Source organism: Paraburkholderia lebeckiae (genome assembly GCF_014201005.1).
GTDB classification, from domain to species: domain Bacteria; phylum Pseudomonadota; class Gammaproteobacteria; order Burkholderiales; family Burkholderiaceae; genus Paraburkholderia; species Paraburkholderia tuberum.
In genome coordinates this window covers 100,430-120,308 of the sequence record NZ_JACHDK010000010.1, presented here as the reverse complement: position 1 = coordinate 120,308, position 19,879 = coordinate 100,430, and the positions used below count along the sequence as shown (strand labels likewise).

Annotated in this window: 15 protein-coding genes and 4 pseudogenes; 6 read left to right on the top strand and 13 right to left on the bottom strand. The window is 60.7% G+C overall.

Annotation, left to right across the window (positions count from 1 at the left end):
• Positions 1–48: 48 nt before the first annotated feature.
• Together HDG39_RS20595 and HDG39_RS20590 are read left to right on the top strand one after the other, a co-directional pair.
• On the top strand, positions 49–594 hold the full coding sequence (locus tag HDG39_RS20595) for a flavin reductase family protein (RefSeq protein ID WP_260328110.1): 546 nt from the start codon (positions 49–51) through the stop codon (positions 592–594).
• 737 nt (positions 595–1,331) lie between these two features.
• A pseudogene (locus HDG39_RS20590) lies at positions 1,332–2,456 on the top strand (transposase domain-containing protein).
• 33 nt (positions 2,457–2,489) lie between these two features.
• On the opposite strand, the gene HDG39_RS20585 reads toward HDG39_RS20590, so the two are convergent.
• Both HDG39_RS20585 and HDG39_RS20580 read right to left on the bottom strand, forming a co-directional pair.
• Positions 2,490–3,188, bottom strand: a complete 699-nt coding sequence (locus HDG39_RS20585; RefSeq protein ID WP_184008129.1) for a GntR family transcriptional regulator — start codon at positions 3,186–3,188, stop codon at positions 2,490–2,492.
• Positions 3,189–3,500: 312 nt separating this feature from the next.
• Positions 3,501–4,052 (bottom strand): tripartite tricarboxylate transporter substrate-binding protein, encoded by a 552-nt coding sequence (locus HDG39_RS20580; protein ID WP_184008127.1) that lies wholly within the window; start codon positions 4,050–4,052, stop codon positions 3,501–3,503.
• A 270-nt stretch (positions 4,053–4,322) separates the two neighbouring features.
• Here HDG39_RS20580 and HDG39_RS34660 point away from each other — a divergent pair, with 270 nt between their 5' ends.
• Together HDG39_RS34660 and HDG39_RS34655 are read left to right on the top strand one after the other, a co-directional pair.
• Positions 4,323–4,733 carry a hypothetical protein gene (locus tag HDG39_RS34660; protein WP_221305804.1) on the top strand — a complete coding sequence of 137 codons (411 nt, stop codon included), beginning with the start codon at positions 4,323–4,325 and terminating at the stop codon, positions 4,731–4,733.
• A gap of 172 nt (positions 4,734–4,905) precedes the next feature.
• A complete protein-coding gene (locus tag HDG39_RS34655) occupies positions 4,906–5,169 on the top strand; it encodes a hypothetical protein (RefSeq protein WP_221305803.1) in 264 nt (87 codons plus the stop codon).
• Between the two features lie 24 nt (positions 5,170–5,193).
• Here the strand turns inward: HDG39_RS34655 and HDG39_RS20570 are convergent, their stop codons facing one another.
• From HDG39_RS20570 to HDG39_RS20555, 5 genes and pseudogenes are all read right to left on the bottom strand, one after another.
• Entirely contained in the window at positions 5,194–5,511 is a 318-nt protein-coding gene (locus tag HDG39_RS20570) for a hypothetical protein (RefSeq protein ID WP_184008125.1), read from the bottom strand.
• A 35-nt stretch (positions 5,512–5,546) separates the two neighbouring features.
• The gene (locus HDG39_RS20565; RefSeq protein WP_311666949.1) at positions 5,547–6,212 is read right to left on the bottom strand and encodes a GntR family transcriptional regulator; all 666 of its coding nucleotides are present in this window, start codon (positions 6,210–6,212) and stop codon (positions 5,547–5,549) included.
• Positions 6,213–6,347: 135 nt separating this feature from the next.
• A pseudogene (locus HDG39_RS35875) lies at positions 6,348–6,539 on the bottom strand (Rieske 2Fe-2S domain-containing protein); the annotation flags it as partial.
• A 407-nt stretch (positions 6,540–6,946) separates the two neighbouring features.
• Positions 6,947–7,621 carry a GntR family transcriptional regulator gene (locus HDG39_RS20560; protein ID WP_184008123.1) on the bottom strand — a complete coding sequence of 225 codons (675 nt, stop codon included), beginning with the start codon at positions 7,619–7,621 and terminating at the stop codon, positions 6,947–6,949.
• Positions 7,622–8,227: 606 nt separating this feature from the next.
• Positions 8,228–8,908: pseudogene (locus HDG39_RS20555) on the bottom strand (IS6 family transposase).
• A 194-nt stretch (positions 8,909–9,102) separates the two neighbouring features.
• On the opposite strand from HDG39_RS20555, the gene dinB reads away from it, so the two are divergent.
• The gene (gene dinB / locus HDG39_RS20550; RefSeq protein WP_026226600.1) at positions 9,103–10,248 is read left to right on the top strand and encodes a DNA polymerase IV; all 1,146 of its coding nucleotides are present in this window, start codon (positions 9,103–9,105) and stop codon (positions 10,246–10,248) included.
• A pseudogene (locus HDG39_RS20545) lies at positions 10,249–10,639 on the top strand (DinB/UmuC family translesion DNA polymerase); the annotation flags it as partial.
• Here HDG39_RS20545 and HDG39_RS20540 read toward each other — a convergent pair.
• From HDG39_RS20540 to HDG39_RS20515, 6 genes are all read right to left on the bottom strand, one after another.
• Entirely contained in the window at positions 10,606–12,084 is a 1,479-nt protein-coding gene (locus HDG39_RS20540) for a heavy metal sensor histidine kinase (protein WP_184008121.1), read from the bottom strand. The pseudogene HDG39_RS20545 and the gene HDG39_RS20540 overlap by 34 nt on opposite strands.
• Positions 12,081–12,767 (bottom strand): heavy metal response regulator transcription factor, encoded by a 687-nt coding sequence (locus tag HDG39_RS20535; RefSeq protein ID WP_018424874.1) that lies wholly within the window; start codon positions 12,765–12,767, stop codon positions 12,081–12,083. Before HDG39_RS20535 ends, HDG39_RS20540 begins: the two co-directional genes overlap by 4 nt.
• Before the next feature lie 106 nt (positions 12,768–12,873).
• Complete coding sequence (locus HDG39_RS20530; protein ID WP_184008304.1) at positions 12,874–14,409, bottom strand: efflux transporter outer membrane subunit; 1,536 nt, start codon at positions 14,407–14,409, stop codon at positions 12,874–12,876.
• A gap of 50 nt (positions 14,410–14,459) precedes the next feature.
• Positions 14,460–15,686, bottom strand: a complete 1,227-nt coding sequence (locus tag HDG39_RS20525; protein ID WP_184008119.1) for an efflux RND transporter periplasmic adaptor subunit — start codon at positions 15,684–15,686, stop codon at positions 14,460–14,462.
• 23 nt (positions 15,687–15,709) lie between these two features.
• Positions 15,710–18,964, bottom strand: coding sequence for an efflux RND transporter permease subunit (locus HDG39_RS20520; protein ID WP_184008117.1), 3,255 nt, complete (start codon positions 18,962–18,964; stop codon positions 15,710–15,712).
• A 392-nt stretch (positions 18,965–19,356) separates the two neighbouring features.
• Positions 19,357–19,791: a VOC family protein gene (locus tag HDG39_RS20515; protein ID WP_184008115.1), complete on the bottom strand. Its 435-nt coding sequence runs from the start codon at positions 19,789–19,791 to the stop codon at positions 19,357–19,359.
• Between the last annotated feature and the right edge of the window lie 88 nt (positions 19,792–19,879).

The following is a 19,879-nucleotide window of genomic DNA, read 5'->3' as shown; positions in this document are numbered from 1 at the left end:
CACCACCCTATCATTTTGTCCGTCTAGTTTTACGATTAGGAAGGTGAATTGAGCATAGAAGAATCTGAATTCAAACGCGCCATGCGCTGCTTGACCGGGCACGTGTGTTTGATCACGACTGGTTCTGACGCGGTCGGCCCGCTTGCCGGCATGACGGCAACCGCTGTGACGTCTGTTAGTGCGGCGCCCCCTATTCTGCTGATCTGTATCAATCGTGCGAACTCGTCTCTGGCGCACGTGCAGGCCACTGGCAACTTCGTCGTCAACGTCCTGGCGCGCAGCGAGCAGGAATTGGCGCAGCGTTTCTCGCGACCGATTTCGCCGCAAGAAAAATTTCAGGCGGGAACGTGGAATCGAATTAAGACGGGTGCCCCGGCTTTGGCCAGTGCTATGGTCAACTTCGATTGCAGCGTCGAACGCATCATCGAGATCGGTACGCATGCCGTGATTTTTGGACATGTCGAAGGCACGGCCATTAATGGCCAAACAACGGCGCCGCTGCTGTATTCCCAAGGATCCTACGGCGAATTTCAGACGAATAAGGCGATCGATTTCCATGATTTGCTGTGGATCTCCAACTGGGGTGCAGACTAATTTAACAATTTAGAAAGGAGGTACGGCGCGCATCATACTGCACGCGGCGGCAAGCGCATGAGCAACGCCATCAAGTTCATGAGCGGTGACTTCGGCGGATTTTCTGGCGGCGTCATGTACAGCATGGGTGGCGTGGCCGGTGACTTCGACAATAGCTCGGGCTAGAGTGCGTCGCTGATGTATCGTCATGGCTACACCCGCGCTGCCGTCGTTTACAAGGTACAGAACTGGACATTGATCAACGCTGGGCACGGCGGCCTGGCGAACCTGACGGCAGGCGTTCGAAGCCAGTTCGGCGGCCTGTCCGTAACGGGCTTATCGCTCTAGCACGCAATACGGAGTCGGGTGCGCGTATCTCCGCACTGGCCACGGGCGCTGGCTACGATCTGACGCGTATACGTACGAATTTGGCAACAACCTGCTGGAGAACGTTCGCGTCAATCAAACCGCTGCTCAGGGCACGTACACACTGTCGAAGCGCACGAGGATGTATCTGGGACCAGTGTGTACCAGCATACGAATGGCGCGTATGCTGCCGAAATCGGCAACATTGTTTCCAGCGGCAAGGTTCAGACCGTAACCGAACTCGGACTGCTGACGTCGTTCTAACGCGGGCTGTATATGAAAAAGGACACCCTCGGGTGTAATGCCGTTCAGTTAAGCGACTGAACGGCATTTTTTGTTCGTTGCGCAAAGCGGTTGTAAACGGGGCGAACGGGTGTTTAACTTCCATCTCCATGCCGGCAGATGATCTACGCCCATTCGTGGAATCACAGCCGCCGCTCGAATGGGACCGGCTGGGCAGCATCTTCCGTACGAGTGGATCGAGTGTGCGGCACAGGCCAGTGGCAGTGCGAGCACTCGTCGGCGCCGGCTACCCGCGCAGCAGACCGTATGGCTGGTGATTGCGCTGGCGTTGTACCGGCACCGGTCGATCAGCGAGGTCGTTGATGAACTGGACCTTGCCCTACCCACACCGCAAGCGTCATTTGTCAGTAAAAGTGCGATCGCACAGGCGCAGCAGCGCACCTGCGCCGCTCCTCTGGCATGGCTGTTTCACGAATCGGCCAGGAACTGGGTCGCGCAGGATCAGGCGAAGTATCTCTTCAAGGGCTTCGCGCTGTTCGCGATGGATGGCACCACGCTGCAAACCGCCGACAGTGCCGCCAACCGCAAGCACTTTGGCGCCTCAGCCGCCACTCATGACCGGGTTGGCAGCTCTCCTCAATTGCGCGCAGTCACGCTCACCGCCATTGTGACGGGTCTGGTGCGCGATGCCATCAGATCGTGCGCATGCGCGTTTCGCCGCAGGCACGAACGAAATGCCCGCAACTACCCGAATTCTGGAAGGCTCGCGCTGTGCTTGCCGTCGATGTCCGCGGCAGGCAACGGATCTTACTGACGTCCCTGACCGATCGACGGCGTTTCAAGGCGGCCGACATCGCGGCGTGCTACGAGCGTCGCTGGCAGATCGAGACCAGCGACCATGAATTGAAGCAGTTGATGGCGGGCATGGAGCTGACGCTTCGCAGTCAGACTGTGCAAGGGGTCTACCAGGAGCTTTGGGGCGCTCCGATCGCCTACAACCTGATCCGTCTGGAAATAGCCAAAGCCGCGCTTGATGCCGGGCACGCGCCTGAGGATCAGAGCTTCATTCGGGCCCCTCCATATCATCCAGTATGAAATGACATGGCCGGGCCGTGACGCGCTCGTACGGAAAACTTCCCACGCTGCTGACTCGCTTGCGCGAGCGGCTCAAGCAACTTCCCAACAAAAAATGGCCCGGGCGCACTCGCGCTCGGGCCGTCAAATCCAGACCTTTCCGTTACACCGTTCGATTCCTGAAGAGAGAGCTTAACTGAACGGCATTACGCCCTCGGGGGTCCTTTTTTCGTTTATTCTCGGGCCGCAAGCACTCTCATCAACCCCTCAAGAACAACCATTCGCCCTTTCTCATAAGTTGCGAGCAGCAATTCCCGGTCTTTACTCTCCAAAGCCTTCACGAGTTTGGCTTCGATATCAGCGCTACGATGTTGCGGATGCGCTGAAATATCAGCAGCCAGCGCCCGATAACGATCGGTAAGTCGCATCAATCGTAGGACTTCCCGTTTTAACACTTTATTAGGCGAGAGGTCGAAAATTTTATCGTGAAGTTCACGGTGTAATTCAATCCATCCCTCACGATTACCAGCTTGGATTAATTCTTCAAGCCGGGCAAGTAAGGCCTTGAATTCCTTAATCTGCGCGGATGTCGGCCATTCGACCGTCATTAGCAACTCTGCTTCGAGAAGTTGGCGCATCCGATACAATTGTCGGGCCTCATCGCTTGACAACTGAGCTACGAAGAATCCACGATTCGGATCGTGTTCGATGATGCCTTCTGCGGCCAGCAGTTTTAACGCCTCGCGCACTGGCACACGACTGATGCCGAAACGTTCAGCGAGGTCCGACTGTCGCAGTTGAAAGCCGGGTGCGAGGGTTCCCCTATTGATCAGTTTTCGCGTCTCAGACGCCACCTGAGCTGGAAAGTCAATGCCATCCAGTTCCGGGAGGGTGGCCGCGGGTGCACGGCTTCGTGTCGTGATCGTATTCATTTTGGTATTATATCGTGGAAGTCCCGCCTGACAATATTCACAAGTAGGTTGTCAAGGCGATTCGGTGATCGACTCCTTAGTCAGTTGTCTTCCAACAGACGAATCCTACCGTGGATGCTACGTAGGTTGTTCGGTCCCGTCCGTAACCGCTAGTGCTTTAGCGTCTTTCTATCGTCCTAGTCACGCGGCTGATCATGCTCTGCCGACTTGTTGTTGCTAAGTGGGCGGTTCGAACGAGTTTATCGTTCCGGCTAACCAAAAAAGGAAAGCCCGCTCGATGCGGGCTTTCCTTTGTTGCTACCTGGATTGAGATCAGTACACGAAGCCGGGCATCACTTCGCTAGCCGTGGGGACGTCCTTGATTTCGGGTATACGCGCCGAACCGAAGACCACCAGGGGACGCATCTGACCGCTCTTGATGTACGGGGCTGCGACCTCGTACGGGACCGGGATCACTTGCACCCTCGCTTTCATCAAGCCTTCGATCTCCGCTGCTGTGTCTTTGTAGGATAACTTAACCATGCGAACGCCGTTGCGCTTTTGCAATGTGGTCATCGCGGTCAGGTCGCGCGCGCCGTCAGCCGTCGTACCGAAGGTGTAGCAATCCGGATTGTCTTTCAGGCGGCTAATCAGATCGGCGTAGTCCTTGATGTCAGTTCCGGACACGCCTTTGCCGATTTCAGCGACCAAGACAACACCCGCGGGCGCAGCAACGAGCGCAGCCGCTGCCGGTTTAGCCGCTGGAGCAGGAACAGGTGCAGGTGTCGGTTTAGCAGGTGCACCCGCGAAGGCGACGCCAGAGATCAGTGCGTCTGCTGCGAGGACTGCCGAGAGGAAGAGTTTCCGGTTGAGCTTCAAGATCAATTGTCTCCACGTATTCGAAATGACGCCAGACAGGCAGGTCTGTTCGCCTGCCACCAATGTAATACTGTTTTGTATTATATGTCAATCTTCGTTGCCGACGCGTGATGTCGTGCACCGGTCTCGTTGAGCAACAAAGAAAGCGACTGAACACTCCTCGATTGAACTGAGCTCCGGATCGTGGAACGGACACACGGCCCGCTTCCAGGCTGTTGTTCGATGGCCATGGCTTCGATGTCATTGAGTGTTTATCTGTAGTCCTATGACATCGTGGTGCTGTGCGCTCACGCTGGCTTCGCGCTCTACCAGGCCCACCAGATTCAGTCGCATCTGCTGGGCTACCAGGCCCACCAGATTCAGTCGCATCTGCTGGACATTAAAGACACTTGGATGGCTTCGGTCGAAACGATCAGCGATCTACGTCGAGATCTCGATCCTGCTCAGAGCTCGACATTGGGGGTCGTTCTGTCAGACAACAAGCAGTCCAAAGATATCAACGTCGCGATTCGGTCAATGGCGGCAGAGCGACTCAAAAAGGACATCGACACCTACGAAAGACTCGTGCTTCCCGGTGACGATCGTCAGTATCTTGAAGACGACAAGAAAACGATTGCTGCGTTTCTGGTGGTGAACGACGAACTCTACAATCTTGCGACGTCGGATACTTCGGATATTGATGCCTAGCGGATTCTGACCAGCAACAAGAGCTTCGCAGTGTTCAAAATTGCGGGGGAAGCTCTCGGCGCTCACACGACGTACGTTCAGACGTTGGCGCAGCGCTCTGCTTTAGCCGCCAAAGAGATCGAGGAGCTGGTGAGTCACTCGGTAGAGCGCCGTTGATGAAGGGTCCAATCTGGTGAGCGATGCTGGCTCGAAAATCAACGATATGGTTCGCGAATTCGCCCACGTTTCCGCCCTGATGGACGAGATCACCAGCGCTTCCCACGACGGCCACCAAGGCATCATCGAGATCAATAAGGCTATCGCCGAAATCGATCAGATGACGCAACACAACGCGGCCCTCGTCGAGGAAGCGGCGGCCGCTGCGCGTGGCGTTCACTCGGAAGCTGAACGCCTGCAGACGTTGGTCGAAAACTTCAAGATCCCACGCTCAATGTGAACTAGCACATCCATGGACGGCTTCTTAACGTGGTCCAAAAAACGCAACCTCTCGAGGGGCGTTAATGAGATAGTCAGCCTGACCAAACGGTCCGATCGCCGCACGCTGATCGGCCGTTTCCTCGGGGGCTATCTGCGAGGCGGCATTGCGACAGTCCATCCGCTTCGCGGCCGTCAGCGCCCTAACAGCGAACACTGCTCGCTTCACAGCCCGCGCGATACGCTGGTAGTCGAACGCAGGGTAACCACCAATCAGCTTCGCGGCTTTCTGCTCGAATGCGGTGTAAGCCTGAGCGCACGCATCAGCATCCGCCTGCCTGCGCTGCCCGACGATGCCGCTCATGAAACAGCTCTGGTCGCAGGCGAACCACGTGACGCTTAGAGCCCGCGCCCGGCAAGCACGGCCAGTATCGACTGGTTTATTTTTTCTCGCTCAAGTTCGTAGACTCGCATGACTTTTTCACGCTCGCGCGTGCGAATTGCAGTCATGAGCCGGCGTTCGAGGTGCGCCTTCGGACGTTCGCCCGGCCGATGCGCTTCGGTCGCTAGTGCGCGGTACCGGTCGGTCAGTCGAATCAAGCGCAGGGCCTCGCGGCGGATAATCTTATCGGGGGAAAGATCAAATAGCAGCCCGTAGAATGCGTAGTATTCATCGAGCCATTCGGCTCGCTGATGGCTTCCCAAGTACTCGTCGAGCTTGGCAAGCATTCCATTGAGCTCGGCGGTTCGGGTGCGATCGGGCCACTCTATCGATTGAAACAAATCGCGCTCTACCAAATAGCGATAGCGGTAGAGCTGCGCCGCCTCATCCGACGATAGCGGCCCGACAAAAAACCCCCGATTTGGATCATGCACGATCACGCCCCACGCTGCGAGCAGATTCAATGCCTCGCGCACAGGCACCCGACTGACACTGAAGCGGTCAGCCAGTTCCGATTGCCGCATTTGTTGCCCTGGCGACAGGACGCCTCTGTTGATCAGCTTGCGCACCTCATCAGCAATCTGCGCCGGAATGTCGATATCATTAAGTTCGATTTTGCTCACGTGTGTAGTCGTATAGTTCGCCGTGTCCGACGCACTTCGTCGGTTCCGTAAGTTCGAATTTCGACCATATTGTATGCGATCCGCGAACCCATCCCTAAAAGCGGTGCATGTGTCAAGCTCGGTGTCGTCACCGAGCGCGAGAGGTGCACGGCGGTGCTGACATTGCTCTTCGAGCAAGCCGATCGCACTGTCGCTATTGCGGAATGCTACGAGGTCTTCACCGAGCAGCCTCGCACTAACGGCATCGATTTCCGAGACCGCTTCGGCGAGCGACTCCGGGCGCGGCGTCGGCCTCCCTGCATAAAAGCGGACCGCTGCGCGTCCCATGCGGGGCGGCGCGCCACCGAGTGAAAAAGGCGCAATGTGCTGTAGGGCATGCGATAGAGCCGCGCCCGCAACGAGCCGGCCCCCCTCCTGACTGGACATGATGTCCTTGACCGAACCCGAGCGACGCGAATGCGAGCCCCGGCGATGCGGATTGAACGACTGCCCGCGCCGCGGTATGCCACTTCTCACGGAATCGATGTCCGAGCGCAGACCCCACCCTCGGCGCATCGCGAGATGCTGATGCCCTCCTTACGCGGTCGTAAGGAAGGGTATGCCCGGGAGCGCGACACACGAGGACTATCCCGACCGTGACACCGCAATTCGCTCGGAATAAAAAGGCAGACAACACGCGATGATCGTTTGCTGGCGCAGGACTTCTGGGCCACCGCCACGGCGTCGGATCGATCTCAGACGCCGCGCGCCGCCAGAACAGCCATCAGACTCGCGAGCACCATTGTTCGCCCTTGATCATACGTAGCGAGCAGCAGCTCCCGGTTTTTAGTTTCTAGCGCCTTCACAAGCAGTAAATCGATCTTTGCATTTCTATGGTCTCGCTGCGCCGCGACGTCCGCAGCCAGCGCGCGATAGCGGTCGGTCAAGCGCAACAGACGCAGCACCTCGCGCTTGAGCACCTTGTCGGGCGAAAGGTCGAAGATCGCGTCATGGAACGCCCGATGGCACCTGATCCAACTTTCGCGATCGCCCGCGCGGAGCAGTTCGTCGAGTTTCGCGAGCAGAGCCTTCAGCGACTTGAGTTGGGCGGGCGCGGGCCACTCAACAGTCGAGAGCAGTTCCGTTTCAAGGAGCGCTCTCATACGGTAAAGCTGCCGCGCCTCTTCACTCGACAGGGGGGTCACAAAGAAACCGCGGTTGGGATCATGCTCAATGATCCCCTCGGCCGCCAGCAGTTTGAGCGCTTCTCGAACGGGCACACGACTGATGCCGAAACGCTTGGCAAGGTCGGACTGCCGCAACTGCAAGCCCGGCGCTAGCGTTCCTCGATTAATCAGCTCGCGCGTTTCCGCCGCTATTTGAGCAGGAAAATCGATGGCGTCCAGTTCGGGAAGTGCCACAGTTGTCATCAGTCCTCCGTACGCGATTTTATATGGTTTGGCATTATATCGGGCTGCGTCGAAGATCCAGCGGCCTCTCAGCTTATGCGGGCATCCTTCCCCATACGTGCCTTGTGAACACGGCGCGCTCGCGCTGGATATCGCCCATACCCCTTCACGAGGCAATGATTGGATGCGGCGGTTTTCGCCGTCGTAAAGGCGCTCGTGGTCTTGGATGACCTTGACTGTTAGTTGCGTTGACCTAAGCGTTCGGACCGGTTGCGGCTTCGCGCAAGCAATCGCGCCGGGCTTGGCAGTTCACGTGATCTGGGGGCGAAACATCCATTTAGCACGGTGCTGCACAGACGCCACCGAGCGGGCCGGCGGGCGAATGTTGTCGATCCAGTGGGACTCGAGCCGCCTGTTTGTCGACACAGTGCGCGCGATTGCCGTTGCAGTATTGCTAGACGTTGCGCCGGCTCACGGTGGACATCTTCAGTCGCGCCTGCGTCGTCGAAGACCGCCGGCCAGCGACCGACAGCGCAGCCGACAAACGCGCCGGCAGCCGCATGATGTCCCGCGGCTTTGTCGCGGTAAGATTCCAAGAGCGAGCGATATCGCAAGGAGAAGTACTGCTTATGTCGCGAGCTCGTAGAATTGGTCAGTGGCGGACGGATGGGTTCCGCGCATACGTTGCATCTGTCCTTTGGCGATCATTTGCATGATCTCAATGCCGGCCAGAAGGATCCGGGCACAGCGAAAGGTTTTGAACCTTGGCATGGGCCGCGTTCGTCGTTTGATCGCCCGATGATCCTGCTCTACCCGGGTATTGAGATATTTGGACTGGCGGATCTTGATGGGCGCTTCGAGCGCGGCGAGACTGGCGCCGCTTTTGTCGATGGTTACTGTCTCGGGTACACCGTTCTGGGCGATCGATTTCTCAAGGTAACGCCGGGCCGCAGTCTTGTCCCGATGGGCGCGTAGCAGAAAGTCAATGGTGTTGCCTTCCTTGTCGACGGACCGGTAAAGATACCGCCATTCCCCCTTGACACGGATGTACGTCTCGTCCATCTGCCAGCTCTTCCCCACCGGCCGCTCACGGCGGCGAAACGCTTTCTCCAGCACCGGCAACGGCTTAATGGCCGAGCGGTGCACAATCGAATGATCGACTGAAACGGCGCGCTCAGCCATCATTGCCTGAAGGTGCCGCAGGCTCAGTGGGTAGGCCACGTATCAGCGCACGCAAGTCAGGATCACGTCGAGCGGGTAGCGCAGGCGTTTGAGCACTCGGGCCACCGCCGGATTCATCGTTTTCATCGCGCTTTCAGTCGTTGTGTCTTTCCGCCCATCATAGCGGCCCCCCTTACTGCAACAGAACCATAAATGTACAGTCTCAGAAAATGCCCCCCCAAACGCGACATGTCGCGGTCTCGTTGCCTGCCCCAAAAGGCCGTTGAGGACAGTCGTTTCGGTCGGGCGAAGCATTAATCGCTATTTTTTGAGTCTTAGGCATGCCAGATGATCGGCGCATAGCCCATATCGACATGGACGCATTCTTCGCGTCTTGTGAACTGTCGCAGTACCCCGAGCTACGAGGCGAAGCCATGGTGGTTGCTGGTCGTCGCTCGGATGCGCCGCGAACAAATTCGGATGGCACACGCGAATTCTCCCGGCTGCGCGACTATGTGGGCAGAGGCGTCCTTACGACCGCGACATACGAAGCTCGCGCACTCGGAGTTCATTCCGGAATGCCCGCGATGAAGGCCGCCCGGTTAGCGCCGGACGCCATTCTCCTTCCCGTGAACTTTGACCTCTACAGAACTTACTCGCGACTGTTCAAGGACGCAGTGCGATCAATTAGCCCGTGCATAGAAGATGTTGGAATCGACGAGGTCTACGCCGATGTTTCGCTCACGAATGGCAATTCAGAAGAAATCGCGCGCAAGTTGAAGTCGGCGGTGTTCGAAGCAACTAGTCTGACATGCTCAGTCGGAATCGCGCCAAACAAGCTGCTTGCAAAGCTGTGCTCCGATATACAAAAGCCGGATGGGATTACGATCCTCAGGTTTGAGGACATCGAATCCAAAATTTGGCCGATGGCCGCGAACAAGATCAACGGCATTGGACCTAAGGCCAGCGCCAAGCTTGCGTCGTTGGGAATAGCAACCATTGGCGAGATCGCTGCGTGTGACGAAACTTGGCTCGTGGAGCACTTTGGACGAAGCTATGGGGCGTGGCTTCGCAAAGTCTCTCACGGTCTTGATGATAGGCCTGTCGTGACGTACAGCGAGCCAATCTCGATGAGTCGCGAGACGACTTTTGAGCGCGATCTGCACGTCGTACGGCACCGACAGGAACTCGGCGCCGCCTTTACCCGTCTTTGCGAACAGGTGGCGCTCGATCTACAGAGAAAGGGCTATCTGGCTCGGAAAATCGGGATCAAACTGCGCTTCAATGACTTCAAGACAGTAACGCGCGATGTAACGCTTCCTGAACCAATTGCTGATGCGAAAGCGTTGCGCCGCGCGGCGACGGAGTGTTTGAAAAGAATTGATCTTGTTAAACCCATCAGACTGTTGGGAGTCAAGGCTGGCAATCTCCAACCCGCTGGGGAATCAACCGGCAATGAGTCGTCTCAGTTCACGCTGGATTTTTAGTCGCAGCCGAAGTCGATCGGCCGCGAGACCACGTTCGAGCGCGATCTGCATCCGCGCCACGACCGGCCGGCGTTATCGAGCGCGTTTACGGGGCTGTGCGTGCGTGTCGCCGACGATCTCGTGCGCAAGAGCTACGTGGGCCGCCCGATCGGCATCAAGCTGCGCTACGACGATTTCCGCACCGTCACGCGCGACCTGACGCTCCACGAACCGACCGCCGACGCGACCGAAATCCGCCGCGCGGCGACCGAATGTTTGCGACGCGTGGAGTTGGAACCGCAAGCTGCGGCTATTGGGCGTGCGCATCAGCACGCTGACGTCGGCCAGCGAACAGGCGCTGAAGCCGCGCCTGCCGGTTCAGGCCGACTTGCCTTTCGCGAGCGACGAATAGGCGCTATCGGCGGCGGCGCCGGTCGCATTCGCGTTCGCACGCATGGCCGGCACGTCGCCCGACGTGGACAGCGCCGACGCCGCCACCGAAAACGAGAACGTGTTGACGCCGTTCGCGCTGTGCGCGGACACGGTGCCGCGATGCATCTCCGCGATCGCCTTCACGATCGCGAGCCCGAGCCCGTGGTTTTCGCGGCTATTGGTGCGCGAGACTTCCGCGCGATAGAAACGGTGGAACAGATGTTCGAGGACGTCCGGCGCGATCGGCTCGCCAGGATTTGCCACGGCGACGCGCACCTGGTCGCGCATCGGTCCTTTCCCGCGCGCGATCGTCACGCTGATCGACGCGCCCGGCTCGCAATGCTGGATCGCGTTCATCAGCAGGTTCGTGCACGCGCGGCCGAATAGCGAGCGGTTCACGCGCGCGAACGCATCGCCGTGCAATTGCGCATGCACGCGCGCCTCTTCGAGCGGAATCTCCAGAAACTCGAGCGTATGCGCGAGTTCCGCCGCGAGCGACACCTCGACGAGCCCCGTCGCGCGTTCGCCCTGATCGGCGCGCGCGAGGAACAGCATGTCGTTGATGATCGTGCGCATCCGCTCGAATTCTTCGAGATTCGATTGCAGCGTGTGGCGCAGATCGTCGACCGAGCGGTTGCGGGTCAGCGCGACCTCGGTCTGTCCGATCAGGATCGTGACCGGCGTGCGCAGTTCATGCGCGACGTCCGCGTTGAACGATTCGAGCCGGCCGTAGGCGCCGTCGAGCCGTTCGAGCGCGCCGTTGAACGAGTTCGCGAGATCGTTCAGTTCGAGCGGCAGCGACGCCGTATTGAGCCGCTGCGAGCGATTGTTCGGGCTGACCGCCGATGCGTCGCGCGTCAGACGCGTGAGCGGTGCGAGACCGATGCGCGTGACCGAGTAGCTGAGCAGCAGCACCGCGAGACTGCCGAGCGCGGACAGCGCCGCGAGCGCCGAGCCGAACACGCGCATCGTGCGCAGGTTCGGTGAATAGCTCGACGCGACCTGCAACTGCACCGGCGGCCGCCCGGCGTTGGCGGGCAAGGTCACCGTCGAGGTCAGCATGTCGGGGCCGCCGCCCGCCGGCGCGATGCGCGCATAGCCGCCCGGCCAGCTCTTCGTGACGGCGCCCTGCACCGGCATGCCGAAGTGATAGCTCGGGTCCGCGCTCGTCACCGAGTACACGGTGCTGCCGTCGTGCGGCGTCATGTCGGTGAGTTTTTCGCGGCACATCCGCCATTTTTCGGGCGTCACCGCGTGATTGACCATGATGCGCGCGATCTGCGTGCGATCGTCGAGCGACTCGCGCAGATGATGTTCGAGCTGCGTGCGCAGCACCAGAAAGAGCCCCGTGCCGACGAGCGTAAACACGAACAGCGCGACCAGCGCGAACATCGACGCGAGACGGCGGGCAATCGAACGGTTCATGATGTCTCGGCCTCTTCGCGCACTTCGAGCACGTAGCCCATGCCGCGCACCGTGTGCAGCAGCTTCGACGGGAACGGGCCGTCGAGCTTCGCGCGCAGCCGCTTGATCGCGGTTTCGACGACGTTCGTATGGCTGTCGAAGTTGACGTCCCACACGAGTTCTGTGATCGCGGTCTTCGACAGAATGTCGCCCTGACGGCGCGCGAGCACGCTGAGCAGTTGAAACTCTTTGGCGGTCAGGTCGAGGCGTACGCCATCGCGCGTCGCGCGGCGGCCGATCAGATCGACGAACAGATCGCCGACGGAAATCAACGTGGACTCCTGCGAACGCGTGCGGCGCGCGAGCGCATGCAGACGCTCGACCAGTTCGAGGAACGAGAACGGTTTGGTCAGGTAGTCGTCCGCGCCTTCGCGCAGGCCGCGCACGCGGTCGTTCACGTGATCGCGCGCGGTCAGCATGATGACCGGCGTCGACTTGCGCATGCGCAGCGCCTTCAGCACGCTGAAGCCGTCGCGCTTAGGCAGCATCACGTCGAGGACGATCACGTCGTAATCGAATTCGGTGGCCAGATGCATGCCTTCCTCGCCGTCGAGCGCGACATCGACGACCCAGCCCTGCTCTGTCAAACCGGAGCGCAGGTAGTCCACCACCTTGTGCTCGTCTTCAACGATCAGCAATTTCATCCGCGTCCCCATGCCACTTGTGGCGGTCAACTTTGCATTATAGGAAACGCCCCTGATGCCTCGCGCCGATCCCACTCCCTCGGCATGGAAGCTCGGCCGGGGCCATTCAGTGTGCAGGAGCCGGCATCTCCTTCTGCTGCGCGCCGCCGGCTGGCGCTTGCTGCGGCGATGCCGTAGCACTGGCGAGGTTCGCTGTCGCGTTCGTACGGTTAGCCTCGTTCCCGGCCATTGCGCCACCTTGCGCGCCGCCCTCCCAGCCGCCGCCGAGCGCCTTCACGAGCGCCACCGACAGCGTCAACTGCTGGCCGTGAATCTGCACGTCCGTGCGCTCGCTCGTCAGCAGCGACTCCTGCGCGTCGATCACGTTCAGATAGGCGACGAGGCCGCCCGAATAGCGATCGTTCGCGAGCGACAGCAGCCGCTGCGCGTCCTCGACCGCCTCGCGAGACTGCTTCGCCGCGCCGTCGAGCACCGACAGTCCTGTGATGCCGTCCTGTACCTGCTGGAACGCGCTCAGCACGGTCTGCCGATAATTCGCCTCGGTCGCCTTGTAGCCCGCGCTCGCGTACTGGACGTTGGCCGCGCGCCGGCCGCCGTCGAAGATCACTTGACCGACCGTCGCGCCGAGCGTCCACATCAGCGTCGGCGCGCTCAGCAGATTGGCGAACTCGGTGCTCTCCCAGCCGATGCCCGGCGTCAGCGTGAGGCTCGGGAAGAACGCCGCCTTGGCCACGCCGATCTGCGCGTTGGCCGCCGCCATCGCACGTTCCGCCGAGGCGACGTCGGGACGCCTTTGCAGCACGTCGCTCGGCACGCCGAGCGGTACGGTCGGCGGCTTGATGTCGAGCACCTTCGGCTCGATCGCGAACTGCGGTGCGGGCACGCCGACCAGCGCGGCGATCGCATGCTCGAACTGCGCGCGCTGATTGAGCAGCAGCTGCGCCTGCACGCGCGTCGAATCGAGCTGCGATTTCTGCTGCAGCACGTCGAGGCCCGATACCGAGCCGAGATCGTGCTCGGTGTTCACGTAGTCGAGCGCTTTCTGCTGCAGCTTCACCGACTGGTTCAGCACGTCGATCTCGTTGTCGAGCTCACGCAGCGAGAAGTAGTCGGTGGCGAGGTCGGTCGTCAGCACGAGGCGCGCGTTCGCGAGATCGTCCGCCGACTGTTCGGCCGACGCCTGCGCGCCCTCGACCTGACGACGGATGCGGCCGAACAGATCGGTGTCGTAGCTGATCGTCGGCCCGAGCTGGAGGTTGTTCTGCACCGTCGATTCGGTCGGCGTCGCGTAGTTCGTCAGTGGCCGGTCGTGCGAAATACGGAAGCGCGAGGCCTGTGCATTGAAATCGACTTCCGGCACGCGCTGCGCGCTGATGTTCGCGAGCGTCGCCTTCGCCTGCTCGTAGTGCGCGCTCGCCGCGGCGAGCGTCTGGTTCTGCGCGAGTGCCTGGGTTTCGAGCGTCGCGAGCGTCGGGTCGGCGAAGCCCGTCCACCAGTCCGGCGCGATCGGCGCATGCGACGGCGCGGCGACGCGCCAGAACGAATCGGTGTGCCATTCGGGCGGCACCTCGGCCTGCGGCCGCTGATAGTCCGGGCCGACCGTGCACGCGGCGAGCAGCGCCGCGCCGGCGCAAGCGCTCAGCGCGGTGAAGACAGTGCCACGCGTACGCGCCTGGCGTGAAGCCGCGAACGTCACGACGCCCCCTTGCCGTTCTTCTGCAGCGGCTGCACCTGCACGTGATCGCCATCGGCAATCGAATCGCTCGGGTTGACGATGATGCGATCGCCCGGCGAGATACCGCTTTCGATTTCGAGTTGCTGTCCGAGGTCCACCGCGATCACGACCTTGCGCAGGCTCACGTTGCCCTTTGCATCGACGACCGCGAGGCGCGGACCCTCCGCGCGAAACAGCAGCGCGTTGCCGGGCACCGTGAGACGCGCATGCGCGACGGCCGGCACCGCGACCTGCACGTACGCGCCGGGGCGCAGCTTGTCGTCGGGATTCGGCAGCGTCACTTCGATCTGCAAGGAGCGCGTGGGTACGTCGATCGCGCCAGATATATGCGTGATCTTGCCGTTGAACTGCTGGCCCGGCAGCTCGGCCTGCGTGACCACGACCTTCTGCCCGACCGCGACGTTCTGCGCGTAGGCCTGCGGCAACTGCACATAGACGCGCAACGGGTCCGATTGAGCAAGCGCGAACAACGCACGGCTCGTGCCGCTGCCCGCGTCGATCAGATCGCCGACGTCGACGTTGCGCTGCGTCACCACGCCGGTAAACGGCGCGACGATCCGCTTGAACGATTCGAGTTGCTGCAGACGCTTGACGTTCGCATCGGCGGCCGCGAGATTCGCGAGATCCTGCGTGTAGGTGCTTTGCCGTTCATCGAGTTCCTGCTGCGACACCGCATCGCGCTGGCGCAACTGCTGCCAACGGTCCAGCGAGCTCTTCGCGAGCGCGAGGCTCGAATTGATCTGCTGACGCTGTGCCAGAGCCTGCGCGAGTTCCTGGTCGATTTCCGGCGTATCGAGCTCGGCGAGCAGTTGCCCCTGCTTCACGTGGGTGCCGATGTCGGCGTACCAGTGCAGCAGATAGCCGGTCGCGCGTGCATAGATCGGCGACTCGACATAGCCGCGCAGCGTGCCCGGCAGCAGCGTGTCGCCGCCGCCCTCGGTCTGGGTCGGCGTGACGACGTTCACGTACTGCGTGGCATTCTGCTGCGCGATCGCCGCGACTTCGCGGTTTTGCAGCACGTTCGCGATCACGGTGCGAAGTGTGCCTACCACGAGCAGCACGAGCACGATCACGACGGCGATCTTCGCGCGCTTCCATTCGCGATGGCGCGGCGGCAGCCGGTGCTCTCCTTCTTCGGTTTCCCGCGCGGGGATCGCTAGCGATGCATGAGTTTTTTCGGTCATCTCAGTCAACCATCGTTTAACTTTTACGCGGGCGTCGCCGCACTGCTGGGTTCCGGTGCGGGGGTGCCACGATGGCCGCCACTGCCACCGCCGTTGCCGCCATCGTCGCCACCGCCGTTGTCGTCGTCGCCGCCGTTCTTATGACGGCCCGCGAGCCACGAATGAATTCCCGCAAACACGAGCGGCACGAAAAACAGCGTCGATACGGTCGCGAACAGCAACCCGCCGATCACCGCGCGGCCAAGCGGCGCATTCTGCTCGGCACCCTCGCCGAGGCCGAGCGCCATCGGAATCATGCCGATGATCATCGCGAACGCGGTCATCAGCACCGGACGAATCCGGCTCGCGCCGGCTTCGAGCGCGGCCGTGAGCGGCGGCGCGCCGGCCGACAGCCGCTGGCGCGCGAACGCGACCATCAGAATACTGTTCGCGGTCGCGACGCCCATCGTCATGATCGCGCCGGTCAGCGCCGGCACGCTCAGATGGGTGCCGGTCAGGAACAGCATCCACATGATGCCCGCGAGCGCCGCCGGCAACGCGCTGACGATGATCAGCGGATCGACCCACGACTGGAAGTTCACGACGATCAGCAGATACACGAGCACGATCGCCATCGCGACGCCGATGCCAAGCCCAAAGAACGAACTGCGCATCGTCTGTACCTGGCCGCGCACGGTGATCGTGCTGCCGCGTGGCAGCGAGCCGCGCACCTCGTTGACGATCTTGTCGACCTGATTCGCCACGCTGCCGAGATCGCGCTTTTCAACGCTCACATACAGATCGATCACCGGACGGATGTTGTAATGCGTGACTTCCGCGAACTGGCTCTTCGGCGAGATCTGCACGAGGTTGCCGAGCAGTTGCGTCGGCCCGTTCATTGTGGCCGAGACCGGGGTGCGCAACAGTTCGTCGATCGAAGACACCTGGTACTGCGGCGTCTGCACCGCCACCTTGTATTCCACGCCGTTCCTGTTGTTGACCCAGAAGCCCGGCGACGTCTGCGAGCTGCCCGATAGCGAAACGAGCACGTTCTGCGCGACGTCGTTCGCGGTCAGGTTCAGTTGTTGCAGGCGGGTGCGGTCCATGTGCAGATCGATCACCGGTTCGTCGAGCTTTTGCTGGATATGCGTGTCGACGGTGCCGGGAATCAGTCGCACCTGCTTCAGCAGCTTGCGCGCGACGTCGAGGTTGCCCTGCTGATTCGCGCCCGAAATCTGCACGTCCACCGCGGCAGGCAGGCCGAAGTTCAGGATCTGCGTGACGATATCGGCCGGCTGAAAGAAGAACTCGACGCCCGGGAAACGCTGCGGCAGGATCGCGCGCAGCTTGTCCATGTAGATCTGCGACGGCTTGTGGCCTTCGTTCAACGCAATCTGGATCTCGCCGTCGAGCGTGCCCATCGTGCCCGCGTTGCTATACGACAGGTTGATGCCGCTATACGGCAGCCCGAGGTTGTCGAGAATCGTGCCCAACTCCCTGGGCGGCACGACTTCGCGGATCACCTTCTCGACCTCGTCGGCCAGCCGCGCGGTTTCTTCGATACGCGTGCCGGTCGGTGCCCGCATGTGCAGACGGATGTCGCCCGCGTCGACGCTCGGAAAGAAGTCTTCGCCGAGTGCAAAGAACAGACCCATCGACAGCACGCAGAAACCGAGGAACAGCGCGCCGAACATCTTGCGACGCACGAGCAGGCTGCTCAGGATCATGATGTAAGTCGCGCGCATGCGCTCGAAGCCTGCGTCGAAGCGGTGATACAGACGCATGAACAGATTCGGCTTCGTGCCCGCCTTCGACTTGTGCGCGTGGCCCATCAGCAGCATCGCGAGCGTCGGCACAAGCGTACGCGACAGGATGTACGAAGCGAGCATCGCGAACACCACCGCCTCCGCGAGCGGCACGAACAGATAGCGCGCGACGCCGGTCAGGAAGAACATCGGCACGAACACGATACAGATACACAGTGTCGAGACGAGCGCCGGCACTGCGATTTCGCCGGCGCCGTCGAGAATCGCATCGTGCAGATTCGTGCCCATGTGCAGGTGCCGCTCGATGTTCTCGATCGTCACGGTCGCGTCGTCCACCAATATGCCGACCGCGAGCGCGAGGCCGCCCAACGTCATGATGTTGATGGTCTGCCCGAGCGCGTGCAGCACGATCAGCGACGACAGAATGGACAGCGGAATCGAGATCGCGATGATGCAGGTGCTGCGCCAGTTGCCAAGGAACAGCAGGATCATCGCGGCGGTCAGCGCGGCGGCGACCAGCGCTTCACGCACCACACCCTGCACCGCGGCCTTCACGAACACCGACTGGTCGAACAGCGCGGTGATCTGCAGATCCGGCGGCAGCGAGGCGCGCGCGGCCGGCAAAATGCCTTTCAACGTATCGACGATCGACAGCGTCGACGCGTTGCCGTTCTTCAGCACCGACATCAGCACGCCGCGATGACCGTTCTGCCGCACGATGTTGGTCTGCGGCGAGTAGCCGTCGCGCACATGCGCGACTTCACGCAGGTAGGTCGTCGCGCCGTTGACGGTGCGCACCGGAATGTCGTTGAGACCTTCCAACGTCGGCGGCGACCCGTTCATGTCGATCGTGTATTCCTTCGCCCCGATCTTGGCCGTGCCGGTGGGCAGAATCAGGTTTTGCGCGTTGAACGCGTTGACCACATCGGCAGGTGTCAGGCCCTTGGCCAGCATCGCGCGCGTGTCGAGGTCGACCGAGATCAGCCGCGATTTGCCGCCATACGGATACGGCACGGCCGCGCCCGGAATCGTCACGAGTTGCGGTCGCAGGAAGTTCAGCGCGGTGTCGTTGAGATCCTGCTCCGAGAGCTTCGGACTCGACAGGCCGAGCTGGATCACCGGAATACTCGAAGCCGAGTAGCTGATGACCAGCGGCGCGGTGGCGCCCGGCGGCATCTGCTTCAATTGCGCCTGCTCGACTGCGACCGTCTGCGCGATCGCCGTCTGGATGTTCGCGTTCGGCTGCAGGAACACCTTCAGGATGGCGATGCCGGGCAGCGATTGCGACTCAATATGTTCGATGTCGTTGACCGTCGTGGTCAGACTGCGCTCGTTGACCGACGTGATACGGGTGGCCATGTCCTCGGCCGACAGCCCCGTATACGTCCAGATGATGCTGACAACCGGAATGTTGATTTCCGGCAGCACGTCGACGGGCGTGGTGAACAGCACGAAGGGCGTCGCCAGCACGATCAGAATTGCCATCACGATGAACGTGTATGGCCGCTTAAGCGCTACGTTGACGATCCACATTGAAACGGGCCAGAGAAAATGCGGGTGGACGGAGGGATTGAATCTGCGCTTATGCTAGATCGATTGCACCAACGCCTGCATGGCACGAAAATGGCGAAATCGTCAGGAAGCTGGTTGAAAGCAAATGCGCCATTTTTGAAGGCGAAGGGTTCGCGCCGAATTAGCTGCGAATTTGCCGCAAAGCAAACGTTTGTTGAATAAATTTACGCGCAGTTAATGAAACGTTTGCTGATACGCGGCACGTTTTTTGGCCGGATAATATGAAACATGCTTTCAGATTGATTCGCAAGACGGGCGGCCATCCCCTTCAACGAAAAATGGCCGGTCGACCTGAATGATCGACCGGCCTTCATTTGCAGTTATCCGTATCTAGGCGTCAACGCCCGCGACGCTTATTTGGCGAACAGCGACGACATATCGGCGAACGCCTTGAACTCGAGCGCATTGCCCGACGGATCGAGGAAGAACATCGTCGCCTGCTCGCCGACCTCGCCCTTGAAGCGCACATGCGGCTCGATGATGAATTCGATGCCGGCCTTCTGCAGTTTGTCCGCGGCCGCCTGCCATTGCTCCATCGACAGCACCGCGCCGAAGTGGCGCACCGGCACCGCGTCGCCATCCACCGCGCTGGTATGACGGTGACCGACTTCGTCCGGCGCCAGATGCGCGACGATCTGATGACCGTAGAAATTGAAATCGACCCATGCGTCCGAACTGCGCCCTTCCGGGCAGCCGAGCAATTCGCCGTAGAACTCGCGCGCGGCGACGAGGCTATGAACAGGAAACGCCAGGTGGAACGGCGGCAAAGCGGTTTCGGCAACGCTCATGATAGGAAGACTCGCTGGGGTGGGTGTGAGGATGAATTACGACTGGCACGACTGGCAACCGGTTCAGTCGAAGCAAAGTTTAGCCATG

Excerpts from the sequence above, each read along its gene's own strand:
- HDG39_RS20585 (WP_184008129.1), bottom strand. The coding sequence starts at position 3,188 with ATGAATACGATCACGACACGAAGCCGTGCACCCGCGGCCACCCTCCCG.
- HDG39_RS20570 (WP_184008125.1), bottom strand. The coding sequence starts at position 5,511 with ATGAGCGGCATCGTCGGGCAGCGCAGGCAGGCGGATGCTGATGCGTGC.
- HDG39_RS20560 (WP_184008123.1), bottom strand. The coding sequence starts at position 7,621 with ATGACAACTGTGGCACTTCCCGAACTGGACGCCATCGATTTTCCTGCT.
- dinB (WP_026226600.1), top strand. The coding sequence starts at position 9,103 with ATGCCAGATGATCGGCGCATAGCCCATATCGACATGGACGCATTCTTC.
- HDG39_RS20540 (WP_184008121.1), bottom strand. The coding sequence starts at position 12,084 with ATGAACCGTTCGATTGCCCGCCGTCTCGCGTCGATGTTCGCGCTGGTC.
- HDG39_RS20535 (WP_018424874.1), bottom strand. The coding sequence starts at position 12,767 with ATGAAATTGCTGATCGTTGAAGACGAGCACAAGGTGGTGGACTACCTG.
- HDG39_RS20525 (WP_184008119.1), bottom strand. The coding sequence starts at position 15,686 with ATGACCGAAAAAACTCATGCATCGCTAGCGATCCCCGCGCGGGAAACC.
- HDG39_RS20520 (WP_184008117.1), bottom strand. The coding sequence starts at position 18,964 with ATGTGGATCGTCAACGTAGCGCTTAAGCGGCCATACACGTTCATCGTG.
- HDG39_RS20515 (WP_184008115.1), bottom strand. The coding sequence starts at position 19,791 with ATGAGCGTTGCCGAAACCGCTTTGCCGCCGTTCCACCTGGCGTTTCCT.